Annotated in this window: 13 protein-coding genes and 1 other RNA gene; 6 read left to right on the forward strand and 8 right to left on the reverse strand. The window is 56.3% G+C overall.

Features of this window, described 5'->3' with window-relative positions:
• Positions 1 to 8: 8 nt before the first annotated feature.
• Together dtd and ssrA are read right to left on the reverse strand one after the other, a co-directional pair.
• Positions 9 to 494, reverse strand: coding sequence for a D-aminoacyl-tRNA deacylase (gene dtd / locus OZX73_RS02735; RefSeq protein WP_277150443.1), 486 nt, complete (start codon positions 492 to 494; stop codon positions 9 to 11).
• A gap of 78 nt (positions 495 to 572) precedes the next feature.
• Positions 573 to 967, reverse strand: a transfer-messenger RNA (tmRNA) gene (ssrA, locus tag OZX73_RS02740).
• A gap of 466 nt (positions 968 to 1,433) precedes the next feature.
• Between ssrA and OZX73_RS02745 the strand changes: the two genes are divergently transcribed.
• The 5 genes from OZX73_RS02745 to OZX73_RS02765 all read left to right on the forward strand — a co-directional run bounded on the left by OZX73_RS02745 (position 1,434) and on the right by OZX73_RS02765 (position 8,811).
• Positions 1,434 to 2,264 carry an aldo/keto reductase gene (locus OZX73_RS02745; RefSeq protein WP_348519468.1) on the forward strand — a complete coding sequence of 277 codons (831 nt, stop codon included), beginning with the start codon at positions 1,434 to 1,436 and terminating at the stop codon, positions 2,262 to 2,264.
• Positions 2,265 to 2,451: 187 nt separating this feature from the next.
• Complete coding sequence (locus OZX73_RS02750) at positions 2,452 to 3,819, forward strand: extracellular solute-binding protein (RefSeq protein WP_277150447.1); 1,368 nt, start codon at positions 2,452 to 2,454, stop codon at positions 3,817 to 3,819.
• Between the two features lie 97 nt (positions 3,820 to 3,916).
• Entirely contained in the window at positions 3,917 to 4,795 is an 879-nt protein-coding gene (locus OZX73_RS02755) for a sugar ABC transporter permease (protein ID WP_277150449.1), read from the forward strand.
• Entirely contained in the window at positions 4,788 to 5,699 is a 912-nt protein-coding gene (locus OZX73_RS02760) for a carbohydrate ABC transporter permease (RefSeq protein WP_277150451.1), read from the forward strand. Before OZX73_RS02755 ends, OZX73_RS02760 begins: the two co-directional genes overlap by 8 nt.
• Positions 5,700 to 5,790: 91 nt before the next feature.
• Entirely contained in the window at positions 5,791 to 8,811 is a 3,021-nt protein-coding gene (locus OZX73_RS02765; RefSeq protein ID WP_277150453.1) for a glycoside hydrolase family 38 C-terminal domain-containing protein, read from the forward strand.
• 193 nt (positions 8,812 to 9,004) lie between these two features.
• Here OZX73_RS02765 and OZX73_RS02770 read toward each other — a convergent pair whose 3' ends face one another.
• From OZX73_RS02770 to OZX73_RS02795, 6 genes are all read right to left on the reverse strand, one after another.
• A complete protein-coding gene (locus OZX73_RS02770; RefSeq protein WP_277150455.1) occupies positions 9,005 to 10,276 on the reverse strand; it encodes an ROK family transcriptional regulator in 1,272 nt (423 codons plus the stop codon).
• Positions 10,277 to 10,528: 252 nt separating this feature from the next.
• Positions 10,529 to 11,764: an AGE family epimerase/isomerase gene (locus OZX73_RS02775; protein ID WP_277150457.1), complete on the reverse strand. Its 1,236-nt coding sequence runs from the start codon at positions 11,762 to 11,764 to the stop codon at positions 10,529 to 10,531.
• 162 nt (positions 11,765 to 11,926) lie between these two features.
• On the reverse strand, positions 11,927 to 12,823 hold the full coding sequence (locus OZX73_RS02780; protein ID WP_277150459.1) for a carbohydrate kinase: 897 nt from the start codon (positions 12,821 to 12,823) through the stop codon (positions 11,927 to 11,929).
• 111 nt (positions 12,824 to 12,934) lie between these two features.
• Positions 12,935 to 14,278, reverse strand: coding sequence for an ROK family transcriptional regulator (locus OZX73_RS02785; protein WP_277150460.1), 1,344 nt, complete (start codon positions 14,276 to 14,278; stop codon positions 12,935 to 12,937).
• A 216-nt stretch (positions 14,279 to 14,494) separates the two neighbouring features.
• Positions 14,495 to 15,016: an NUDIX domain-containing protein gene (locus OZX73_RS02790; protein WP_277150462.1), complete on the reverse strand. Its 522-nt coding sequence runs from the start codon at positions 15,014 to 15,016 to the stop codon at positions 14,495 to 14,497.
• Between the two features lie 9 nt (positions 15,017 to 15,025).
• The gene (locus OZX73_RS02795; protein ID WP_277150464.1) at positions 15,026 to 16,624 is read right to left on the reverse strand and encodes an aminopeptidase P family protein; all 1,599 of its coding nucleotides are present in this window, start codon (positions 16,622 to 16,624) and stop codon (positions 15,026 to 15,028) included.
• A 251-nt stretch (positions 16,625 to 16,875) separates the two neighbouring features.
• Between OZX73_RS02795 and OZX73_RS02800 the strand changes: the two genes are divergently transcribed.
• Positions 16,876 to 18,510, forward strand: coding sequence for a folylpolyglutamate synthase/dihydrofolate synthase family protein (locus tag OZX73_RS02800; RefSeq protein WP_277150467.1), 1,635 nt, complete (start codon positions 16,876 to 16,878; stop codon positions 18,508 to 18,510).
• Positions 18,511 to 18,764 lie beyond the last annotated feature (254 nt).

Below are 18,764 nucleotides of genomic sequence, written 5' to 3' on the forward strand. Positions count from 1 at the left end.
TTGGCTTGTCAGCGTTTGGCCATGAGCTCATCGGTATCGAAGAGAATGGTCACCGGGCCGTCATTGGTCAGGCTCACCCGCATGTGCGATCCGAAACGGCCCTCTTTGACGTTGATGCCTTGCGCCCGCAGCGCGTCGTTGAAGTCCAGCCAGATGTGTTTGGCGTGTTCCGGTTCGCCGGCGTTGATGAAGCTCGGCCGGTTGCCTTTTCGTACATCGCCGAAGAGCGTGAACTGCGAGACCGACAGTATTTCGCCGCCCACCTGTGCCAGCGAGAGATTCATCTTCCCGTTCTCATCTTCGAAGACGCGCAGCTTGCTGATTTTGCGAGCCAACCAATCGACCTGTTCCTGCCCGTCCTCGTCGCTGACCCCTGCAAGCAGCACGTACCCGATGCCGATATGCTGTGGCTCGAATGTGGTATCGACCTCGCCACTGACTTCATCGACAACGTCGATATCCGCTTTACTGACTTTCTGCAATACGATTCTCATGGCTTCAAGTCTAGCGCGCCCTGATTCGTTTATTGATAACGAAAAACGCCGCCAAGGATACCCCTGGCGGCGTTTGCAGAGTGGAGCTGCGGGGAATTGAACCCCGGTCCGATGGCCGAACCCTCAGTCTTCTACGTGCGTAGGCCGCTGGCCTTTTGGCAGTTTTTCTGCCCCCATCCGTGTCGCGGACAATGGATGGCGAGCATATCTACAGTTAAAGTCCCTGAGTCACCCTGTGGTTCAATGGCTCAAGCAAGTCCTCTAATAACGCTCAGCATCTCCCCGAAGACAATGGAGAGTGAACGGAGCAGCAGCTCACTGGTTAATCCTGGCGCGAAGCTCAGGCAGCGAGTGCGAACTCAGTGCGATTAGATTTAGCACTTGTTGTTTCGTGGAGGTCATCTCGAGTGGACTCCACATTCTCGGCACGCTTCCCTGCGACGAACAGGTCACCGTCGAAACCGATCAGCCCCTTTTTGAATTTTCAAACCCCGATTTGCACCGGACTTATCAGTATATCCCGTTTCGAGGACCGTGGCCTGGTTCTATGTCCTGAGAGCAGAAATGCGGTGCTTCGGATTCGGGTGATTTGCGAGCCGCAGGAAGGCGTCGGTGACTTGTCGTGCAGAATTTGACGCCCGGGAGAAGGAAAAGCAAAATATTGCTGGTGATTTTGACTTGGTTGTCGAGCCGACGATACGACGAAGAATTACACGGAATAGCCTAAGGGTAGAGTATTGATTTGAGATGCGCCGGATGCTTGGGGTGAGCCAATCGAAGGCCTCAAAAGTCCGGAAAGCAGTATTGAAGGTCTTTGATAATGGTAGACCAAGGATATTTTCGCAAAACGAGGAGACGGCAATGACACAGGACGATAGCGATGCGATGAATCGGTCCGTGAGGACAATGGGAAGTGATGAGGCCGGCGAACAGATTGACATGCCACTGCGTCGGGCGCATAACGGTTTCACCCTGCCGGCCATTGGTTTCGGGACTGGCGGGCTCAATGGTTTCGCTGGCGTTGAGGGCATCAAATCCGCGCTGAGCGTGGGTTATCGGCTTTTGGACACGGCGTTCAATTACGAGAACGAGGGCACGGTTGGGCGCGCCATTCGTGAATCCGAGGTGCCCAGGGAAGAGATCATCGTCACTTCCAAGCTTCCGGGCCGTCACCACGCTTATGACGAGGCCCGGATATGCATCGAGGAAAGCGTCAATCGGATGGGACTGGATTATATCGACCTGTATCTCATCCATTGGCCCAATCCCTCGCAAGGCCAGTATGTCGAGGCCTGGCGTGCTTTGGTGGACGCTCAGCGGCAGGGCATCGTCAAGCAGATCGGCGTCAGCAATTTCCTGCCCGGCCATATCGACATGCTGGAGCGCGTCACCGGGGTCACGCCGGTTGTCAACCAGATCGAGCGTCACCCTTATTATCAGCAAGCTGAACAGATGGCCTACGACCAGGAGCATGGCATTATCACCGAGGCGTGGTGCCCGTTGGGCCGGGCCAACCGGATGCTTGAGGATAAGGACATCGTCGCCATCGCGCGCAAGCATGCGGTGACACCGGGGGAGGTCATCCTGCGTTGGCACATGCTCACCGGCGATGTGGCCATCCCGAAATCCGCCTCGCTGGAGCGCCAGCGGACGAATCTTGCGGTCTCGCGCATCAAACTCGACGAGCTGGACATGGCCCGGCTCAAGGCGTTGGACAATCCGTTGGGCAGCATGTTCGGCTTCGATCCTCGTTTCCATGAAGAGGATTGATATTTATTTAGGATTTGCTTTTTTAAGTGTATGTGTAATCAGATAATTCTTTGATAAAGTTATAGTTAAAAAGTTTATTTCTGCTTGACAATCTTATTTCAATATGATTTAATAAATATGTCAGTTTCCGCAGGCCTTGCGGTGTAGCTAGGGGAAGCGGATGCCAACAACATTGTAAAGGAGCAATATGAAGAGCAGAGTGAAAAAGTACGTTGCGGTTGCCGCTGCGGTTCTGGCCTCGTCCATGGTCTTTGCGGGCTGTGGCTCCAGTTCTTCTTCTTCGGAAAGCAAGACCATCAAGGTCTTTTATCAGAAGACTGACACGTTCAAGTCGTTTGATTTGATAGCGAAGCCCACGAAGGCGGCGTTCGAGAAGGCCCATCCTAATGTGAAGGTCGAGTTGCAGCCGGTTTCCGCACAGGAATCCGACTACAAGACCAAACTCGCCTTGGCTGAGCGTTCTCCGGAAACAGCTCCGGATGTTATCTATCAGGATTCCGATAGCATTCAGGCAGATGCCGATGCCGGCTATCTCGCCAATCTCAATAAATATGTGAACAAGTGGGCGGACTGGAGGCAGTATCTGCCTACGGCCAAGCAGATCGGGCAAGGTAAGAATGGCTATTATGGCGTGCCGCTGAACACCGACACCCGAGTCATCTGGTACAACAAGACGATTTTCGCAAAGGCTGGCATCTCAATGCCGTGGCAGCCTAAGACTTGGGATGACGTGACGGCTGCCGCTCAGAAGATTCACGACAACGTTCCCGGTGTCATTCCGCTGAACATGTACGCAGGCACCCCTCGAGGTGAGGGAACCTCTATGCAGAGCTTCTATGAGCTTCTTTTCGGAACCAAGCAGAAGAATGACGCGTTGCGCGTCCAGAAGACCGGCAAGTGGGTTATCGGTTCGCAAGGTTTCAAGGATTCGCTAAAGTTCCTGAAGAATCTTTATGACAAGAAGTATGCGCCCGCGCCTTCCGAGGAACTTGATTCCAACATCACTAACAAGGTGAGCACCCAGTGGATGCCACAGGGCAAGCTTGGCATGATGGTCGACGGCAGCTGGATGCCACAAAATTGGGTTAAGGGTGGCCCTGCCGAATGGCCTGATTATACCAAGACTCTCGATGTCGCGTTCTTCCCGACCCAGAACGGCCAGGGTCCCCACTACGTCAGCGCTTCTGGTGGCTGGAACGTGTCCATCGGCGCCAAGTCTAAGAACCAGGATCTTGCCTTCGAGTACATCAAGATGCTCAACACCAAGGAAAACAATGTGAAGTTCCTGCTTTCCTGCGCCAACACCGCGGTTCGTAAGGATGTCGCCGCCGATCCCCGTTATAAGGCGATCACACCTTTCACCCCGAAGCTGACTGAAGCTGTCAAGTATACGCACTTCCGTCCGTCGGTGACCGAATACACCAAGGTTTCCGCCGAAATTCAGAAGGCCACCGAGAAAGTCATCACCGGCACGTCTGTCGATGAGGCGGCTCAAGGCTACGACCAGGCGGTCCAGGACATCGTCGGCCAGGGCAATTACGTCAAGAAGGATTGAGACGTGAGCCTATGAAGTAACAAGCTGGTTGCGGGGCAAGAGAGGACACTCATCGACGCCGTGCAATCAGCTTTCGCAAACTTCGGGAAGGATTGTTATGAAGGTGTTTGCAAAACGGTATTGGCCCGTGCTGCCTGGTCTTATATTGATGGTGGCATTCATGTTGGGGCCGATTCTATGGGCTTTTTATGGATCCTTGACCAATGTCGCCTTGACGGGTCCAAAGGCCACGAATCCAGACTTTGTGGGGATGAAGAACTACGCGCGTCTGTTCACAGACCATGATTTTCCAAAATCGATCTGGCTGACGATAGTCTTCGTGGTGGTGAGTGCCATTATCGCCCAGAATTTCTTGGGGTTGGGATTGGCCATTCTTCTGCAACGCAGCAACCGCATCATCGGAAGGTTCGTCTCCGCCGCGGTAATGACGGCGTGGGTCGTTCCTGAGTTGGTTTCCGCATTCGCGTGCTACGCGTTCTTCTCGAAGAACGGTACATTGAACCAGATTCTTCAGATGCTTGGATTACATGGCGTTGAATGGCTTTATCTGATGCCTATGTTCTCCGTGATACTGGCAAATATATGGAGAGGAACCGCGTTCTCAATGATGAATTATCAGGCGGCCATAGGCGAGGTCGACAGCTCGTTGACTGAAGCGGCCGTTGTCGATGGCGCCAATGGCTGGCAGGTTTTCATCCATGTGACGATGCCTGTCATTAAACAGACCGTATTGACCAATTTGATGCTGATCACCTTGCAGACCATGGCGTCCTTCACGCTCATCTTCGTGATGACCGCTGGAGGTCCAGGCACGAACAGCACCACATTGCCTGTGTTGGCTTACAAAGAAGCCTTCAAGTTCGGTGATATCGGCTATGGCTGCGCGATAGCTGTGGTCATGCTCATCATCGGCGGCATTTTCGGTGTCATATATGTCCGCGGCCTTCGAGACGAGAAGGGAGTCACCAATGAGTGAAGCGACAATGACGGCAACGTCTTCCGGCAAAACCAAAGACGAAAAGAAGACGAAGGGCAACCAGCATTTCACCACTCCGACCTCACCGAGGCATGGTGCTTCGGCCTTCTTTGCCTACTTGGCAATGGGTGTGGTGTTCGTGGTGTTCCTGCTCCCGATGCTGTGGGTCTTTTTGGCGGCGTTCGATTCGGACGCGTCTTTTGAGACCAAAATGCCCACGCACTGGACTTTGCACAATTTCAGTTCGATTCTCAATATGGACACAACGTTCAGACCATTGTGGAACAGCGTGATCCTTGCGGGCATTTCCACGCTCATCGTCATCATCTGTTCGGTGTTGACCGCGTATCCCATGTCCCGCTACCAGTCGAAGTTTAACAAGCCTTTCATGTATACGGTGCTGTTCGGCACCTGCCTGCCGATCACCTGCTTGATGGTGCCTGTCTACGCCTTGTTCGTTTCCTTCCACATGATCGATTCGATGATCGGCACGATCTGCTTCCTGGCCGCCTCCTCATTGCCCATGGCGATTTGGATGACCAAGAACTATATGGATGCGGTGCCCTTGGAACTTGAGGAAGCGGCGTGGGTTGATGGTGCCGGAAGAATGAAGACGCTGCGCACGGTGGTCGTGCCTCTTATGAAACCCGGGCTTGCGGCGGTGAGCATTTATGTGCTCATGCATACTTGGGGTAACTTCTTCGTTCCATACATTCTTCTGATTTCTCCGAGCAAGCAGCCTGCGTCGGTGAGTATCTACACCTTCTTCGGCCAGAACGGAATGATTGCTTATGGGCAGCTGGCGGCATACTCGCTGCTGTATTCGATCCCCGTGGTCGTCATGTATATCATCTCCAACCATGTCCTCGGTACATATTCGTTGGCTGGTGGTGTCAAGGGGTAGCGAAAACAAAATGGGTGCGTCGCCGATGCGATGCGGCGCACTCTTGGAGAGAAATGCGACCTTTAATGTTCATCACAAGGAGTATTGAGCCGTGACAACAACAACCGAAAATGAGAAAACAATGCAGCGTGCCGAGCGCGTGTTGCGAGAATACCTGCCGGATGCCTTGTATCGTAATACAGAGCCTGTCTCGATCGAGGCGTGGAAAGTTGGGGGCGAGCCCGTTGATTTCAAAACCGCGAAGGCGGCGACATATCAGCCCTTCAATATAGGGGATACTTGGGGGGCTCCTTGGGACACATGGTGGATTCATGTTTCCGGTACCGTTCCCGCCTCATGGGTCGATGAAGGCACCCAGCCCGAACTCGTCGTTGATTTGGGCAAAATCGGCCGGGGACCCGGGTTCCAGGCAGAAGGTCTGGTACGTGATGCCGATGGTACGGTGATCAAGGCGGTCGAGCCATACAACGATCGCGTGCCTCTGCCCGCTCCGGGGCAATCCTTCGAGTTCTACATCGAGGCTGCGGCCAATCCGCAGATTGGCCAGGGGGGGCGTCATACTCCTACTGAGATGGGCAATGAGGGCGTGCAGGATGGACCGGAACTTTACCGTCTTATGCGTCTGGAAATGGGCCAGCTTGATCTTGAGGTATGGAATCTCATTCAGGAGTTGCAGGTTCTTTGCGGCTTGAGCAATGAGCTTGATTCGACACGCACTCGTCATGCTGAGATCATGGCAGCCATTTCCGACAGCCTTGATGCCATAGACATCGCGGATGTCAAGGATAGCGCCAAAGACGCACGCAAGGCTTTGGTAGACGTGCTTGCCTCGCCGGCGGTCAATGATGGGCATACGGTCTATGCCATCGGGCACGCCCATATCGATTCGGCATGGCTATGGCCGTTACGCGAGACGAAGCGCAAAGTGGCCCGCACTTTCAGCAACGCAGTGGAGCTGGGAGACGAGGATCCAGACTATATCTTTGCGGCTTCCTCGGCCCAACAATACCAATGGCTGAAGCAGAACTACCCGGGCGTGTTCAAGGAAGTGCAACGCAAGGTGCGTGAGGGCCAGTTCATTCCTGTTGGCGGTATGTGGGTGGAAAGCGACGCCATGCTCACCGGAGGGGAATCGTTGGTTCGTCAGTTCGTGCAGGGCATGAAATTCTTCAATGAGAACACCGGAGGGGCCGCTCCTATTGTGTGGCTACCTGACAGCTTCGGCTATTCCGGGGCGTTCCCGCAGATTGCCCGGCTTGCCGGTATCCAATACTTCCTGACGCAGAAGATTTCGTGGAACGACACCAACGTCTTTCCCCACCACTCCTTCTTGTGGCAGGGGATTGATGGCACGGAGATCTTTACCCATTTCCCGCCTTCCGATACATACAACGCCCATATCAGCCCAGCCGAAGTCGCCCTTTCCGAACGACAGTATTCCGAGAAGGGCAATGGCGGCAAATCAAGCCTTATGCTCTTTGGGTGGGGTGATGGCGGCGGCGGCCCTACCCGTGAGATGATGGCTGCGGCAAGGTTGCAGAGCAACCTCGAGGGATCTCCGAAGGTCAAGGTGGCTTCCCCGATCGAGTTCTTCGACAACGCGTCTTCCGAGATACGTGAGATGCCGCGATGGAACGGTGAGCTTTATCTGGAAAAGCACCGCGGAACCGGTACTTCCGAATCCAACACGAAACAGGGCAATCGGCGTTGTGAGGCCCTGTTGCGTGAGGCCGAGATGTGGGCGACCTATGCTACGGTGGAAACAGGAGTGGCCTATCCATATGACAAGTTACAGGATATCTGGCAGAAGGTCCTGCTTTACCAGTTCCATGACATTCTTCCAGGTTCCGCTATCGCGTGGGTCTATGCCGAGGTGGAGCGCTCGCAGCGTCAGCTCATCAGTGAGTTGAACGATATCATTCATGAAGCGATCGTGTCGTTGTGCGGCGAAGGAAATCTGGAGCTGAAGGCGAATGCCGGTCCGTTACCTCAAGAGGGTATCGCCTCCACTGCCATTGATGAACCCCATTTGGATGGACGGATAAGCGTTCATGGGGAGATTAATGGCATCGTTTTGGAAAATGACGCTGTTTCCTACACGCTTGACGAGCAGGGACGCATCATCTCGGCGTTCGATAAGCGTGCTGGCCGAGAAACCATAGATAGTGAGCTGCCAGGCAACGATCTGCAGCTTTTCGGCGATGCCCCATCACATTACGATGCATGGGACATCGAGAAGTCCTACCAGCGTATGCGTGTTGAGCGGGCCAGAAAGGTATCCTCCTGTCGCATTGTGGAGCAAAGCGTTGAAGTGAGCGGAACAATCGGTTCTTCCGGCTATTCGCAGAAGCTCGCATTGGACAACGACACCAATATGCTGCGTATTCACACTCATGTTGATTGGCGGGAAAGCGATAAGCTGCTCAAGCAAGCATTCCCGGTGAATCTTTATGCCAAACAGGCCTCCTGCGAGATTCAGTATGGCCATCTTGACAGGCCTATCATCAAAAACACTTCATGGGACGAAGCGAAATTCGAAAGCTCCGCGCAACGTTGGGTCCATGTGGCTGATGGTGATTTCGGTGTCAGCGTGGCCAATGCATCCAGCTATGCCTATGATTTCGAGCAGGTGCGTCTGTCTAATGGACGTCCGGGCACATTGATCAGGGCTTCATTGCTGCGCGCGACCCACTATCCGACTCCTAGGGCCGATGTGGGCGAGCACGACTTCGACATCGCTTTCGGCATCGGCACCACGCTTGGTGACGCCATTCGCGCCGGATATCGGATGAACGTGCCCGCGAGACTTGTCAAAGTGGATCACGGAGTTCCGCCGTTCCTTTCATTGGACAATTCGAATGTTCTTCTTGAAGCTGTGAAGATGGCCGAAGACCAATCTGGAGATGTGGTGGTCAGACTCTATGAAGCATCCGGCACTTCTTCGCATGCGCATCTGTCCACAGGTTTCCCTTATCAGGAAGTCCGTGAGGTCGGCCTTCTCGAAAGTGAATGCGATGCGGTGCAAAACGCTGTGACTGAGCAGGACGGTTCGGTGATTGGCCTGAGTCTGCATCCTTTCCAGATCGTAACCTTGCGTTTCTGCAGGAAGTAAGGTGATGACATGATTTGAGGGTCGGTTTCGGACGTGGAAGATGAGTTCGAAACCGACCCTCAGATTTTTAACTTTATGATGCCATCGGGATTTTGAACTTGGCGGCTTCAGTGTTTTCGGATGTTTGGTCCTTGCTCTGTGTTTGTAGAACCCATGTTTGCATTGCAAACTGTGCATTGGTCAAACGAACGGTTTATTGAATTTTAGGAATGACCAAGGAGTTGGTGTTCGGCGAAAGGTCTCGATCCAGCACCGTGCTGGCGGCCCCATACGCTGCGATGTCCTCGTCGCGTTCAGCCGATCTGACCATCGGTGTGTGTTCCTGGCGCATGACAGCTTTCTCGCGTACGGTATTGAGGATGTCATCGATGGCGAAGTCCTTGATTTTGTTCCAATACGGGCCGCCCAGCACGATGTTGTTCATGTCGAGCACGTCACAGAACGTTGTGGCGGCACGCCCGAGATGGATGCCGGCCTGGTGCATGAGTTTGAGACAGGCGTCCTCCCCGTTTCTGGCGCGTTCGCACAGCTCGTCAAAGTAATGTTCAAGTTGCACGATGTCATCGGAGGTGTTGAATTCCTGGGGTTTGTGAACGTGTGTGGGCTCTTTGAAAAGACCGAGCGCCTCGGCTTCCTTCACGATAGCGCGTGGGTCGGTGGTCACCGTCAGACAGCCTCGTTGGCCGCACCAGCATTCCGGACCATCGACCTCTACTACAAGGTGCCCAGCGTCGCCTTCATTGCCGGTGCCTCCGTGGAAGACTTCGCCGTGGTGGGTGAAGCCGAAAGCGACACCAATGCCCATGTAGATGAATAGAAAATCCTCGTTCGTCGCCGGATCGGTGTTCCAGGCCTCACCTTGGCATGCGGCGGTGACGTCCTTGCCTAGAGCCACGGGCAGACGCACGAGTTTTTTCAGTTCGTCGACGATGGGGAAATTCCACCAGCCCGAAAGGTTCGGCGGGTTGACGATGATTTGGTTCTTGGCGTCAAGAGGGCCAGGCGAGGCGATGCCGACGCCGCTGATACGTTCAATGGGTATGTGATAATTTTCGATGGCTTTGAGAATGGTGTCCGCGATGATTTTTATCGAGCTGGCCGCGTCCTTTTGCAACTGAGGATGGTAACGGGCGACAGTCTCACCGGCGAAATTCATCAGTACGATGCCGGTGTGCTCAGGCTCGAGATGCACTCCGAAAGCGTAACGGCCTTCCGGGTTGAGCGTCAGTGAAGTCGGTGGCTTGCCGCGTTCCCCGGTGACGGTGCTTCCTTCTTTGATGAGGTTTTCCTTGAGCAAGGAACGGACGATGTTGGAAACCGTCTGTGGGGTGAGCCCGGTCTGCCGGCTGATGTCGATGCGGCTGATACCCGATTCTTTTCTGATTGTCTCAAGGACCACACTGTGGTTGTAGCTGCCTAGGGCGGGCAGATTCGTGCCGCGTATTAACGGTTTGGTAGCGGTCATGCCAGCAAAGGTCCTTTCGGAAATATCATGTATTCTGTCGTACAACATCAATAATTCAAAACATTAGAAATACTACTTGATGTCGTGGATGAAGTTATCTCGTGACAGATATGAAACGTTTTGGTTTGAAGGAAAAGTGCCGGCGTCAATGCCAGGTGGGGATATGGTTAACCCGTTATCGCGAGAATATTGTGGTTGTCGGATTGTGGCGATAACGGGTTAAGTGTCACGGTTCATCTAAACTGCCTGGGGCTAGTCGATGGTGTTCCTTACGGCGGTGGCGATGCTGACGGAAGGCTCCAGATAGGGGATAAGCGTGGATTGGAAGGCGTGGTAGACATCGGACTTGCCGGGCCATACCGTGTCGAGGACATTGTTGTCTTGGTCCAACTGGTGGAACCAGCTGCCTTTTTCATGGTCGATCAGATGCGCGTCGATGTATTCGAGGAATCCGGCGTAGCGTTCCTTGTATTCAGGCTTGCCCGTCACGCGGTAAAGCGTGGAGGAGGTATTGATTGACTCGGCCAAGGTCCAATGCATGCAGTCGGTGACCACGGGATTTCCGTTCCAGTCAACGGTATAGGCCATGCCGGAGTGACCATTGCGATTCCAGCCATCGGCGACGGCTTGGTGGAACAGGTGTTCGGCCGCGTCGATGTATGGCTTGGCCAACTCCGTGTTCTTGAAGGTGCTCAGCGCCCACTGTGTGATAAGCCTCGCCCATTCGATGCCGTGGCCGGGGGTTGAACCGTATGGTTTGAATTGATCGGCCTTGTTGTCGGCGTTGTACTCGAGATTGGGTTCCCAATCGCGGCTGAAGTGCTCGGGGATTCGCCAGGAGTTCGCCTTGGCCCAGTTGACGACATGATTGACGATGCGACCGGCGCGTTGGCGGTATGTCTCGTCTCCTGTGGCATCGGCGACGGCCAGGAATGCCTCGGTGGTGTGCATGTTGGCGTTGATGCCACGGTAGTCATCCAGTTTTGTAAAGGTGGAATCCCAGGTGTCTACGGCCAGTCCGGCTTCGTCGTCCCAGAAGTACTTGTCGTAAATCCCAAGCGCTTCATCAAGAAGTTCCCGAGCGCCAGGCCGCCCAGCGAGCAACGCGCTGGACGCCGCAAGAATTACGAACGCGTGAGGATAGCAGGTTTTCCCAGATTCCGGGGTCCCGTCCTCACCGATGGAGGGATACCAGCCACCGTTCTCATTGTCGTGCAGAATGCCGGTGAACCCTTTGAGGCCTGCGTCCACAAGCGTTTCAGCGCCTTTGAGACCCAGGAGCGTAGCTATGGAGTAGACGTGAATCATTCGTCCGGTGATCCACGTCTGTATGCCATGGGAGGGGTCGATTGTTCCGTCGTTGTCCAACCAGCCGGAGCCACCTTGAGGTGCTGGGAATCCTTTACCGAAATCAAGCAAATCGTATGATTGCGAAGCCATGAACAGGCGATTGCCTTCAGTGTCTAATTGATATTTGACGAACATCATATTGTTCCTCCTTGAAACATTTTATTATTTCAAAACGTTTTCCTAATTATACATCAATAATGCCATAACTGGCAATTTAATATGTTTTCACATGGGAGCGGACTGGTGCTGCATGCAAAATCGGTGTCCTTTCGTTGGAAAGGACACCGATTTGCGTTTGCGTTATTTCTGTGCTTCGCCGAGATAGTCCGGGATGTTCTCCGGATACTCGGGCCAGGCGCCGGATTGGGTGCAGACGAAAGCGGCGGTGTTGACGGCGGCGCGATGCGCCTCCTGCAATGACGAGCCGGTGAGCACCTTGGCGGTGAACGTGCCGGAGAACGAGTCGCCGGCGCCTACGGTGTCGGCGACTTCGACGCGCGGGGTGTCCAGCGTCGAGGATTCGCCGTCCTTGGCGATGATGGTGCTGAAGGTCGAGCCGCCGGTGAGGATGACGTAGTTCAGGTCGTACTTCTCCATGAACCAGTTGCAGGCTTCCTCATCCGAGGTGCCGCGGATGTCGAACATGTCGCGCAACAGCAGCAATTCCGCGTCGTTGATCTTGAAGACGGTGGCATAGCCCAGCAGCTCGTTGATCAGGTCCTTGGAATAGTGGTCGCCGCGGATGTTGATGTCGAAGAACTTCATCGCCGTGGGCTTGGCGTGCTTCAGGAGCTCCACGATGGTGTCATGGGATTCCTGCGAACGAAGGGCGAGCGTGCCGTAGCAGATCGCGTCGGCCTTCTGCACCAAGTTGATGAGCTCGCGGGTGTAGAGGATGTGGTCCCAGGCGACGTTCTTGATGATGGTGAACTCCGGGATGCCGTTTTTGAGGGCGACTTCGGCGGTGGAGGTCGGCCATGCGTTGCGCTGCACGATCGATTCGACGCCGGACTGCTTGATGGCCTCGACGAGCTCATCGCCCAGCGGATCCTCGCCCACGGCGCTGATGGCGTGGCCTTCAGCACCGTTCATCGCGGCGTGATAGGCGAAATTGACGGGGGCGCCGCCCGCGCGCTTGCCGGTGGGGAGCATATCCCAGAGCAGTTCTCCTAGGGAGACAACGATTGGCTTGGTCATGATGTGATCCTTTCTTACAACTGTTTAAAAAATCTTAAGTTATGGGTTTACAAAAATCTTGGCTTTATTATCCGTTTGGACTAAGAGATTGGTGGGTAGTTTTGCTTCGGCTCATCCGGTATTTTCCGTAGGCCTTGCGGCGAGGAAATAGGAGGGATGATCCAAAAACTGGGTGATGGCCGTGGCGGCGGCGCCAAGCACGGCCGCGTCGGTGGGCAGCCCGGAAAGGGTGATTTCGGTGGATTGCACGATTTCGGGGATGACCCGTTCGTTGACCACGGCCTGTGCGGCTTTGAGCAGCTGCTGGCCGCCGAGCGCGCCGATGTCGCCCAAGACGATGCGACGCGGATTGAAGGCGTTGCAGATGGTGACGCATCCGTAGCCGACATAGCGGCCGATGTCGGCGACAAGCGTCCGGGCGTCGGTGATTCGCCGGGCGTCTGTCGCCTTGTCGCTTTGTCGCACGGCCAAAGCGAACAGCGCCTGGCACGCCTTGATATGCGTCATGTCAGCGGAGCCTTCGACGATGCCGAGCTGGTCGATCTGCTTATGGATCGCGCCGGCGGAACAGTAGCATTCCAGGCATCCGACATTGCCGCATTCGCACTTCCTGCCGTCGATGGCGTCGATGGAGACATGGCCGAGTTCCGTGGACGCTCCAAGGCTGCCGTAGACAAGTCTGCCGTTTTCGATGACTCCGAGGCCGACGCCTTCGCCAAGCAGGAAATAGGCCAGGCTTCCGGCGTCGGCGAGCCCGCCGAAAAGCCGTTGCGCCAACGCGCCGGCACGTGCGTCCTGTTCGATGAACAAGGGGACCGGGCAGTCCTGTCCGAATTCCTTTTGGAAGTTGATATTACGCCAGTGCGGCATGCTCGAGACGAGCGCTGTGTGGCCGGTGGAGTGCAGGTATGGGCCGGGCACGGCCATGCCGATGGCGACGATGTCGGGGTCGGTCGCGAGCAGGGAATCGATGGCCTTGTGGGTCGCGGCGATGGCCGCGTCGATGGTGTCGTCGCTGACCTTTGGCATGTCCTCAAGGCTCAGCCGCGTGCCTTTGAGGTCGAAGACGCCGATCTGCACCAGGCTGCGCGCGAATTTGACGCCGATGAAATGGAACCTTGAGGTATCGATTTTCAGTCCGATGGAACGGCGGGATTTGCTGCCTTTGATGTCACCGGTTTCGGCGGCGATGCCCGCATCGATAAGCCGTGCGGTGATTTTGGTGATGGCGGCCGGCGTGAGCCCCAAGGACTTGGCGATCTGCGCTCGCGAGGTGACGCCATGGTGGTAGAGGTGCCACAGCGTCCGTGAACGATTGCGTTCGGAGACGACGGATTGCGGTGCTGTGGCGTGCGTGGGGTCGTCGGGAAAGTCCGGTGTCGAGGGGGCCAGATGGTCGATGGAGATTGCCGGCGATGTTCGCTTCTGTGCTCGCTTTTCGTTTCGTTTTTCCATTCGACACCTCCTCGGGTCAGAGTCATATCCTCAACCGTGCTGCTGACGATTTCGTATTGATGAACTGACTTCATATATTAACGAGGTTAACGAAAAACTGCAAATCGAATCGTGAAGAAAAGCGAATTGCAATAGGTTATCGCTCGCCGAAGCTTGGATGCGGCGTTATTGACATGGTGCTTCGGGCCATTTTGGCTAAGGCACCATGGTTTCGAGTCAGTGAAGCTGATCGTCAACGACGAACAGGGCATGGCTGTCGCCGTTGGCCTTGTTGCGCCGGTACTCATCGAAAATCTTGAGGCGTTCGACGGTGCTTTTGGCCAGCGGCTGGGGTAGGGCATCGCGCGAGAACCAGCCGACCTTGAGGCTTTCGTCGTCGCCGACGAACGGGTTGGCGTTGCCGCCAGGCTTGAGCCGGCATAGGAACGAATGATCCATGTATTGCGTGCGGTCGCCGTTGGCATAGGTGATGATGTCCGACGACGAGATGACGGCCACCAAGTCGGTGACTTCGGCGTCAACGCCGGTCTCCTCTTTGATCTCGCGCACTACGGTGTCGGCCGGTTGCTCGCCGGGTTCGTTGACCCCATACACCATCGCCCATTCGCCGATGTCGGCCCGTTGCCCGAGCAGAATCCGCCCCTGCGAATCCTCCACAAGCCCGGTGACCCCATTGAGCCACAGCAAATCATGTCCGATTTTCCTGCGTAGCTCGATAATGAACGATGGTGTAGTCATGAAAACCTCTTACTCGTTGACCGCCGCGCGCTGAGCCATCCATGCTTCCACGTCGTCGATCTGCTTCGGGATGGCCTTGGAGATCCATTCCGGGCCGTTCTCGGTCATCAGGACGTCGTCTTCGATGCGCACGCCGATGCCACGCATCTCCGGCGGAATCAGTAAATCGTTCTTGGCGAAGTAGAGGCCAGGCTCGATGGTGAAGATCATGCCCGGCGTGATCTTCGCGCCCTGATAGGACTCGTAGCGGGCCTGCGCGCAGTCGTGCACGTCGAGACCGAGGTGGTGCGCCACGCCGCAGGCGATCCAACGGCGGTGCTGCTGGCCGTCGGGGGAGAGCGATTCCTCCACATCGACCTTCAGGATGCCCCATTCGTGCAGGCGCTCGGCGATGACGCGCATGCAGGCGTGGTGGATGTCGGAATAGGTGGCGCCTGGCTTGGCTGCCTCGAAACCGGCCTGCTGCGAGTCGAGTACCGCCTGGTAGATCTTCTTCTGCAACGGTGTGAACTTGCCGTCCACCGGGAAGGTGCGGGTGATGTCGGCGGTGTAGAGGCTTTCCACTTCGATGCCGGCGTCGATCAGCACGAGCTCGCCGTGGCCGACGACGCCGGTGTTGCGCATCCAGTGCAGGATCGGCGCGTGCTCGCCGGAGGCCACGATGGTGCTGTAGCCGACGCTGTTGCCTTCCTCGCGTGAGACCGAGGTGAACGCGCCTTCCAGCATGCGCTCGCTGCGCGGCTTGCCCACGGCCTGTGGGATGCGCGAGAGGATGCGGTCAAAGCCGTCCTTGGTGGCGGCCACGGCCTTGCGTACCTCGCCGATCTCGTAAGAGTCCTTGATCATTCGCGCGGTCGAGGCGAACTCCTGCAGTTCGTCATCGGCCTTTTCATTGGCGTCCGGGTCGGGGAAGCCATTGGCCTCGCGCACGCTTTCGACCTCGGCGGTCATCTGCGGGTCAGCCTGGCGCACCACGCGCATGCGAACGGCCCCGGCTTCGGCTCCGACGTCCTTGCCCAAGGCGTCGGGAAGCTGGGCGATGTCGTGTGTAGGGATGCCGGTCATCGCGGCCAGCTCCTTGACACCGGCGCGCGGCCCGACCCAATACTCGCCATATTGGGCGTTGGCGTAATAATCGACCGTGCTGTTGTCGGCGCGCGGGGTGACGAACAACTCGGGAGCGTGGGTCTTGCCGGCCTTGGCTTCGTCGGAATCAGGGTCGAGCGGGTTCAATACCAGCACCGCGCCCGCCTCGTAATCATGCCCAAGCCCGGTGTAATACGAAAACTCGGTGTTCGGACGGAAGGCGTAATCGTCGTCGTTGTTGCGGTTCTTGTAGTTGCCGGCGGGGATGACGATGCGCTCGCCGGGGAAGCGCCTGCCCAGCGCCTTAAGCCGCGCGGGCGTGAACTTGCTGGATTCCAGCGGCTCGATGTCCGGCTCCTGGTTGTCCCAGCCCGTCTTCATGAAGCTCTGGAACGCCTTGGACATGTTCGGACGCAACGTGCGGTTGTTGGTCCGGTCCTCCATGGGCTGCTCGGCTCCCGGTGCCTCGGCCAGCTCCTGGGCCTCGTACTTCTTGTCGTTGTCTGTGATGACGTCTGTCATTGCTGCTCCCATTTGACGAAATTCGTTGTCTTCCATCCTAATAATCCAGTGTGACTCTTCCGTTCGTATAAGAATTTCGTAATACAGTTAGTAGGTGATTCGTGCATTCATGAACATGGAATCGCTCCGCGGAATCTCCTTGCGGCGGTTGAGGAACATCCTGCCATTCGCCGTTCGGCTTAGCGCTTTCGAGGCCGTTTCATACAATGGTTACAGCTATTTTCAAGGGTTTCACACCAAAACGAGGTCTTATGTCATTCGAGCATCCGAAAATCAACGGGGTCACCATTCGTCAGGTCGAGCGCGAGATCATGGGCAGGCGCACCACGCACGAGGAACTGGGCCACGACCTCGAGGTGATGAACCTGATGCTTGATCTTTTGGGACATCCGGAAGACACGTTCCGCATCATCCACATCACCGGCACCAACGGCAAGGGCTCCACCGCCCGCATGGCCGAGGCCATCTGCCGCGCCTACGGCATGCGTACTGGCCTTTACACTTCGCCGCACCTCCAGAAGATTAACGAGCGCATCGCCGTGGATGGCCAGCAGCTTTCCGACGACGATTTCATCGACACGTGGATGCAGATCAAGGATTTCGTCGCGCTGGTCGACAAGAAGATGGAGGCCGACGGCAAAGCTCCGATGAGCTATTTCGAGATCCTTACGGTGATGGCCGTCTGGAAATTCGCCGACGCGCCCGTTGACGTCGCCATTTTCGAAGTCGGCATGGGCGGCAAATGGGACGCAACCAACGCGCTTAACGGCGACGCGGCAGTCATTGGACCGGTCGACATGGATCACATGCAATGGCTGGGGGACACGGTCGAAAAAATCGCCACCGAGAAGGCCGGCATCATCAAGCACGAATCCACCGCCATCATCGGCGCGCAGCCGCACGAGGCCGAAGTCATGCCCATCCTTGAGGCTGCGGCCGTTAAGGAACACGCCACGCTTATCCGCGACGGCGAGGAGATGGAAGTCGTCTCGCGCCAGCCTGCGGTCGGCGGCCAGCTGGTCACGTTCCGCACGCCGAACGGTACCTACGAGGACATTCCGGTCGCCAAGTTCGGTGAACATCAGGCGCATAATGCTTTGGCGGCGCTCGCGGCGGCCGAAACCGTGATTCCCGTGGCCGGGCAGCTTACTCAGGATGTGGTGGCTGAGGCGTTGGGTGGGGTCAAGATTCCCGGCCGCATCGAGCAGGTACGCACCTCGCCGACCATCATCGTCGACGGCGGGCACAACGTCAACGCCGCCGAGTCGCTGCGCGCGGCCATCGAGGAGAATTACAGCTTCGAGCAGCTGGTCGGCGTGGTCGCGATGATGAAAGACAAGCAGGTCGAGGAATACCTCGGCACGCTGGAGCCGATCCTGAGCCACATCATCGTTACCGAGAACTCGTGGCGCGACCGCGTGATGCCTGCCGAGGAACTTGAGAAGATCGCCGTCGGCGTGTTCGGACGCGACCGTGTCACCCGCATCGACAACCTCCCCGACGCCATTCAGGAGGCCGTCAACATGGTCGATGCCGATGACGAGCTGGGTGTCGGCTACGGTCACGGCGTGCTTATCTGTGGCAGCTTCGTCACCGCCGGCGATGCCCGCACGCTGCTCGCGGAAAAGAAGAACCCCGAACTGGCGTTGCCCAAAGCCCAGCGCGTGTCCGGCAAGCCAAAGGACGGCAAAGCCGATTCCGAAACTGCAAACACCAAAGACGAGGACGAGGACATCGTCTCGGAGGTTTTCGGTGACGCATTCGGCGATTTCGGAGTCAAGCAGGTTCCGTTCGAAGGTGAGCCCGAGCCCGGCAACACCGCCGAGCAGCTTCGTCATCATGCCAATGGCACCGGCAATGGCGGCAAAGGCGGCAGTCAAGCATAACCCCGCGGGAGAAGCGCTTTCTTCGGCTCAAGTGGCGTTTCCCGCTGATTGACGAATCAACTGCGACGAAAAGCACTAAAATCAGACCAAAATAGTGCTTTACGTCGCAGTTGCGGCATAGATCGATGTGGATGAGCCATCCGTTCCCTTGATATTGCACAATGCGGTTAGGTGTGCTGGCCGGTATGATAGCAAGTGATAACAGGACGCGCCCGATCTTGCGGGGCGGTAAGCGGGAGAACAGAGGAAGTCAA

The sequence above is a fragment of the Bifidobacterium sp. ESL0775 genome, from assembly GCF_029395475.1.
Classification (GTDB): Bacteria; Actinomycetota; Actinomycetes; order Actinomycetales; family Bifidobacteriaceae; genus Bifidobacterium.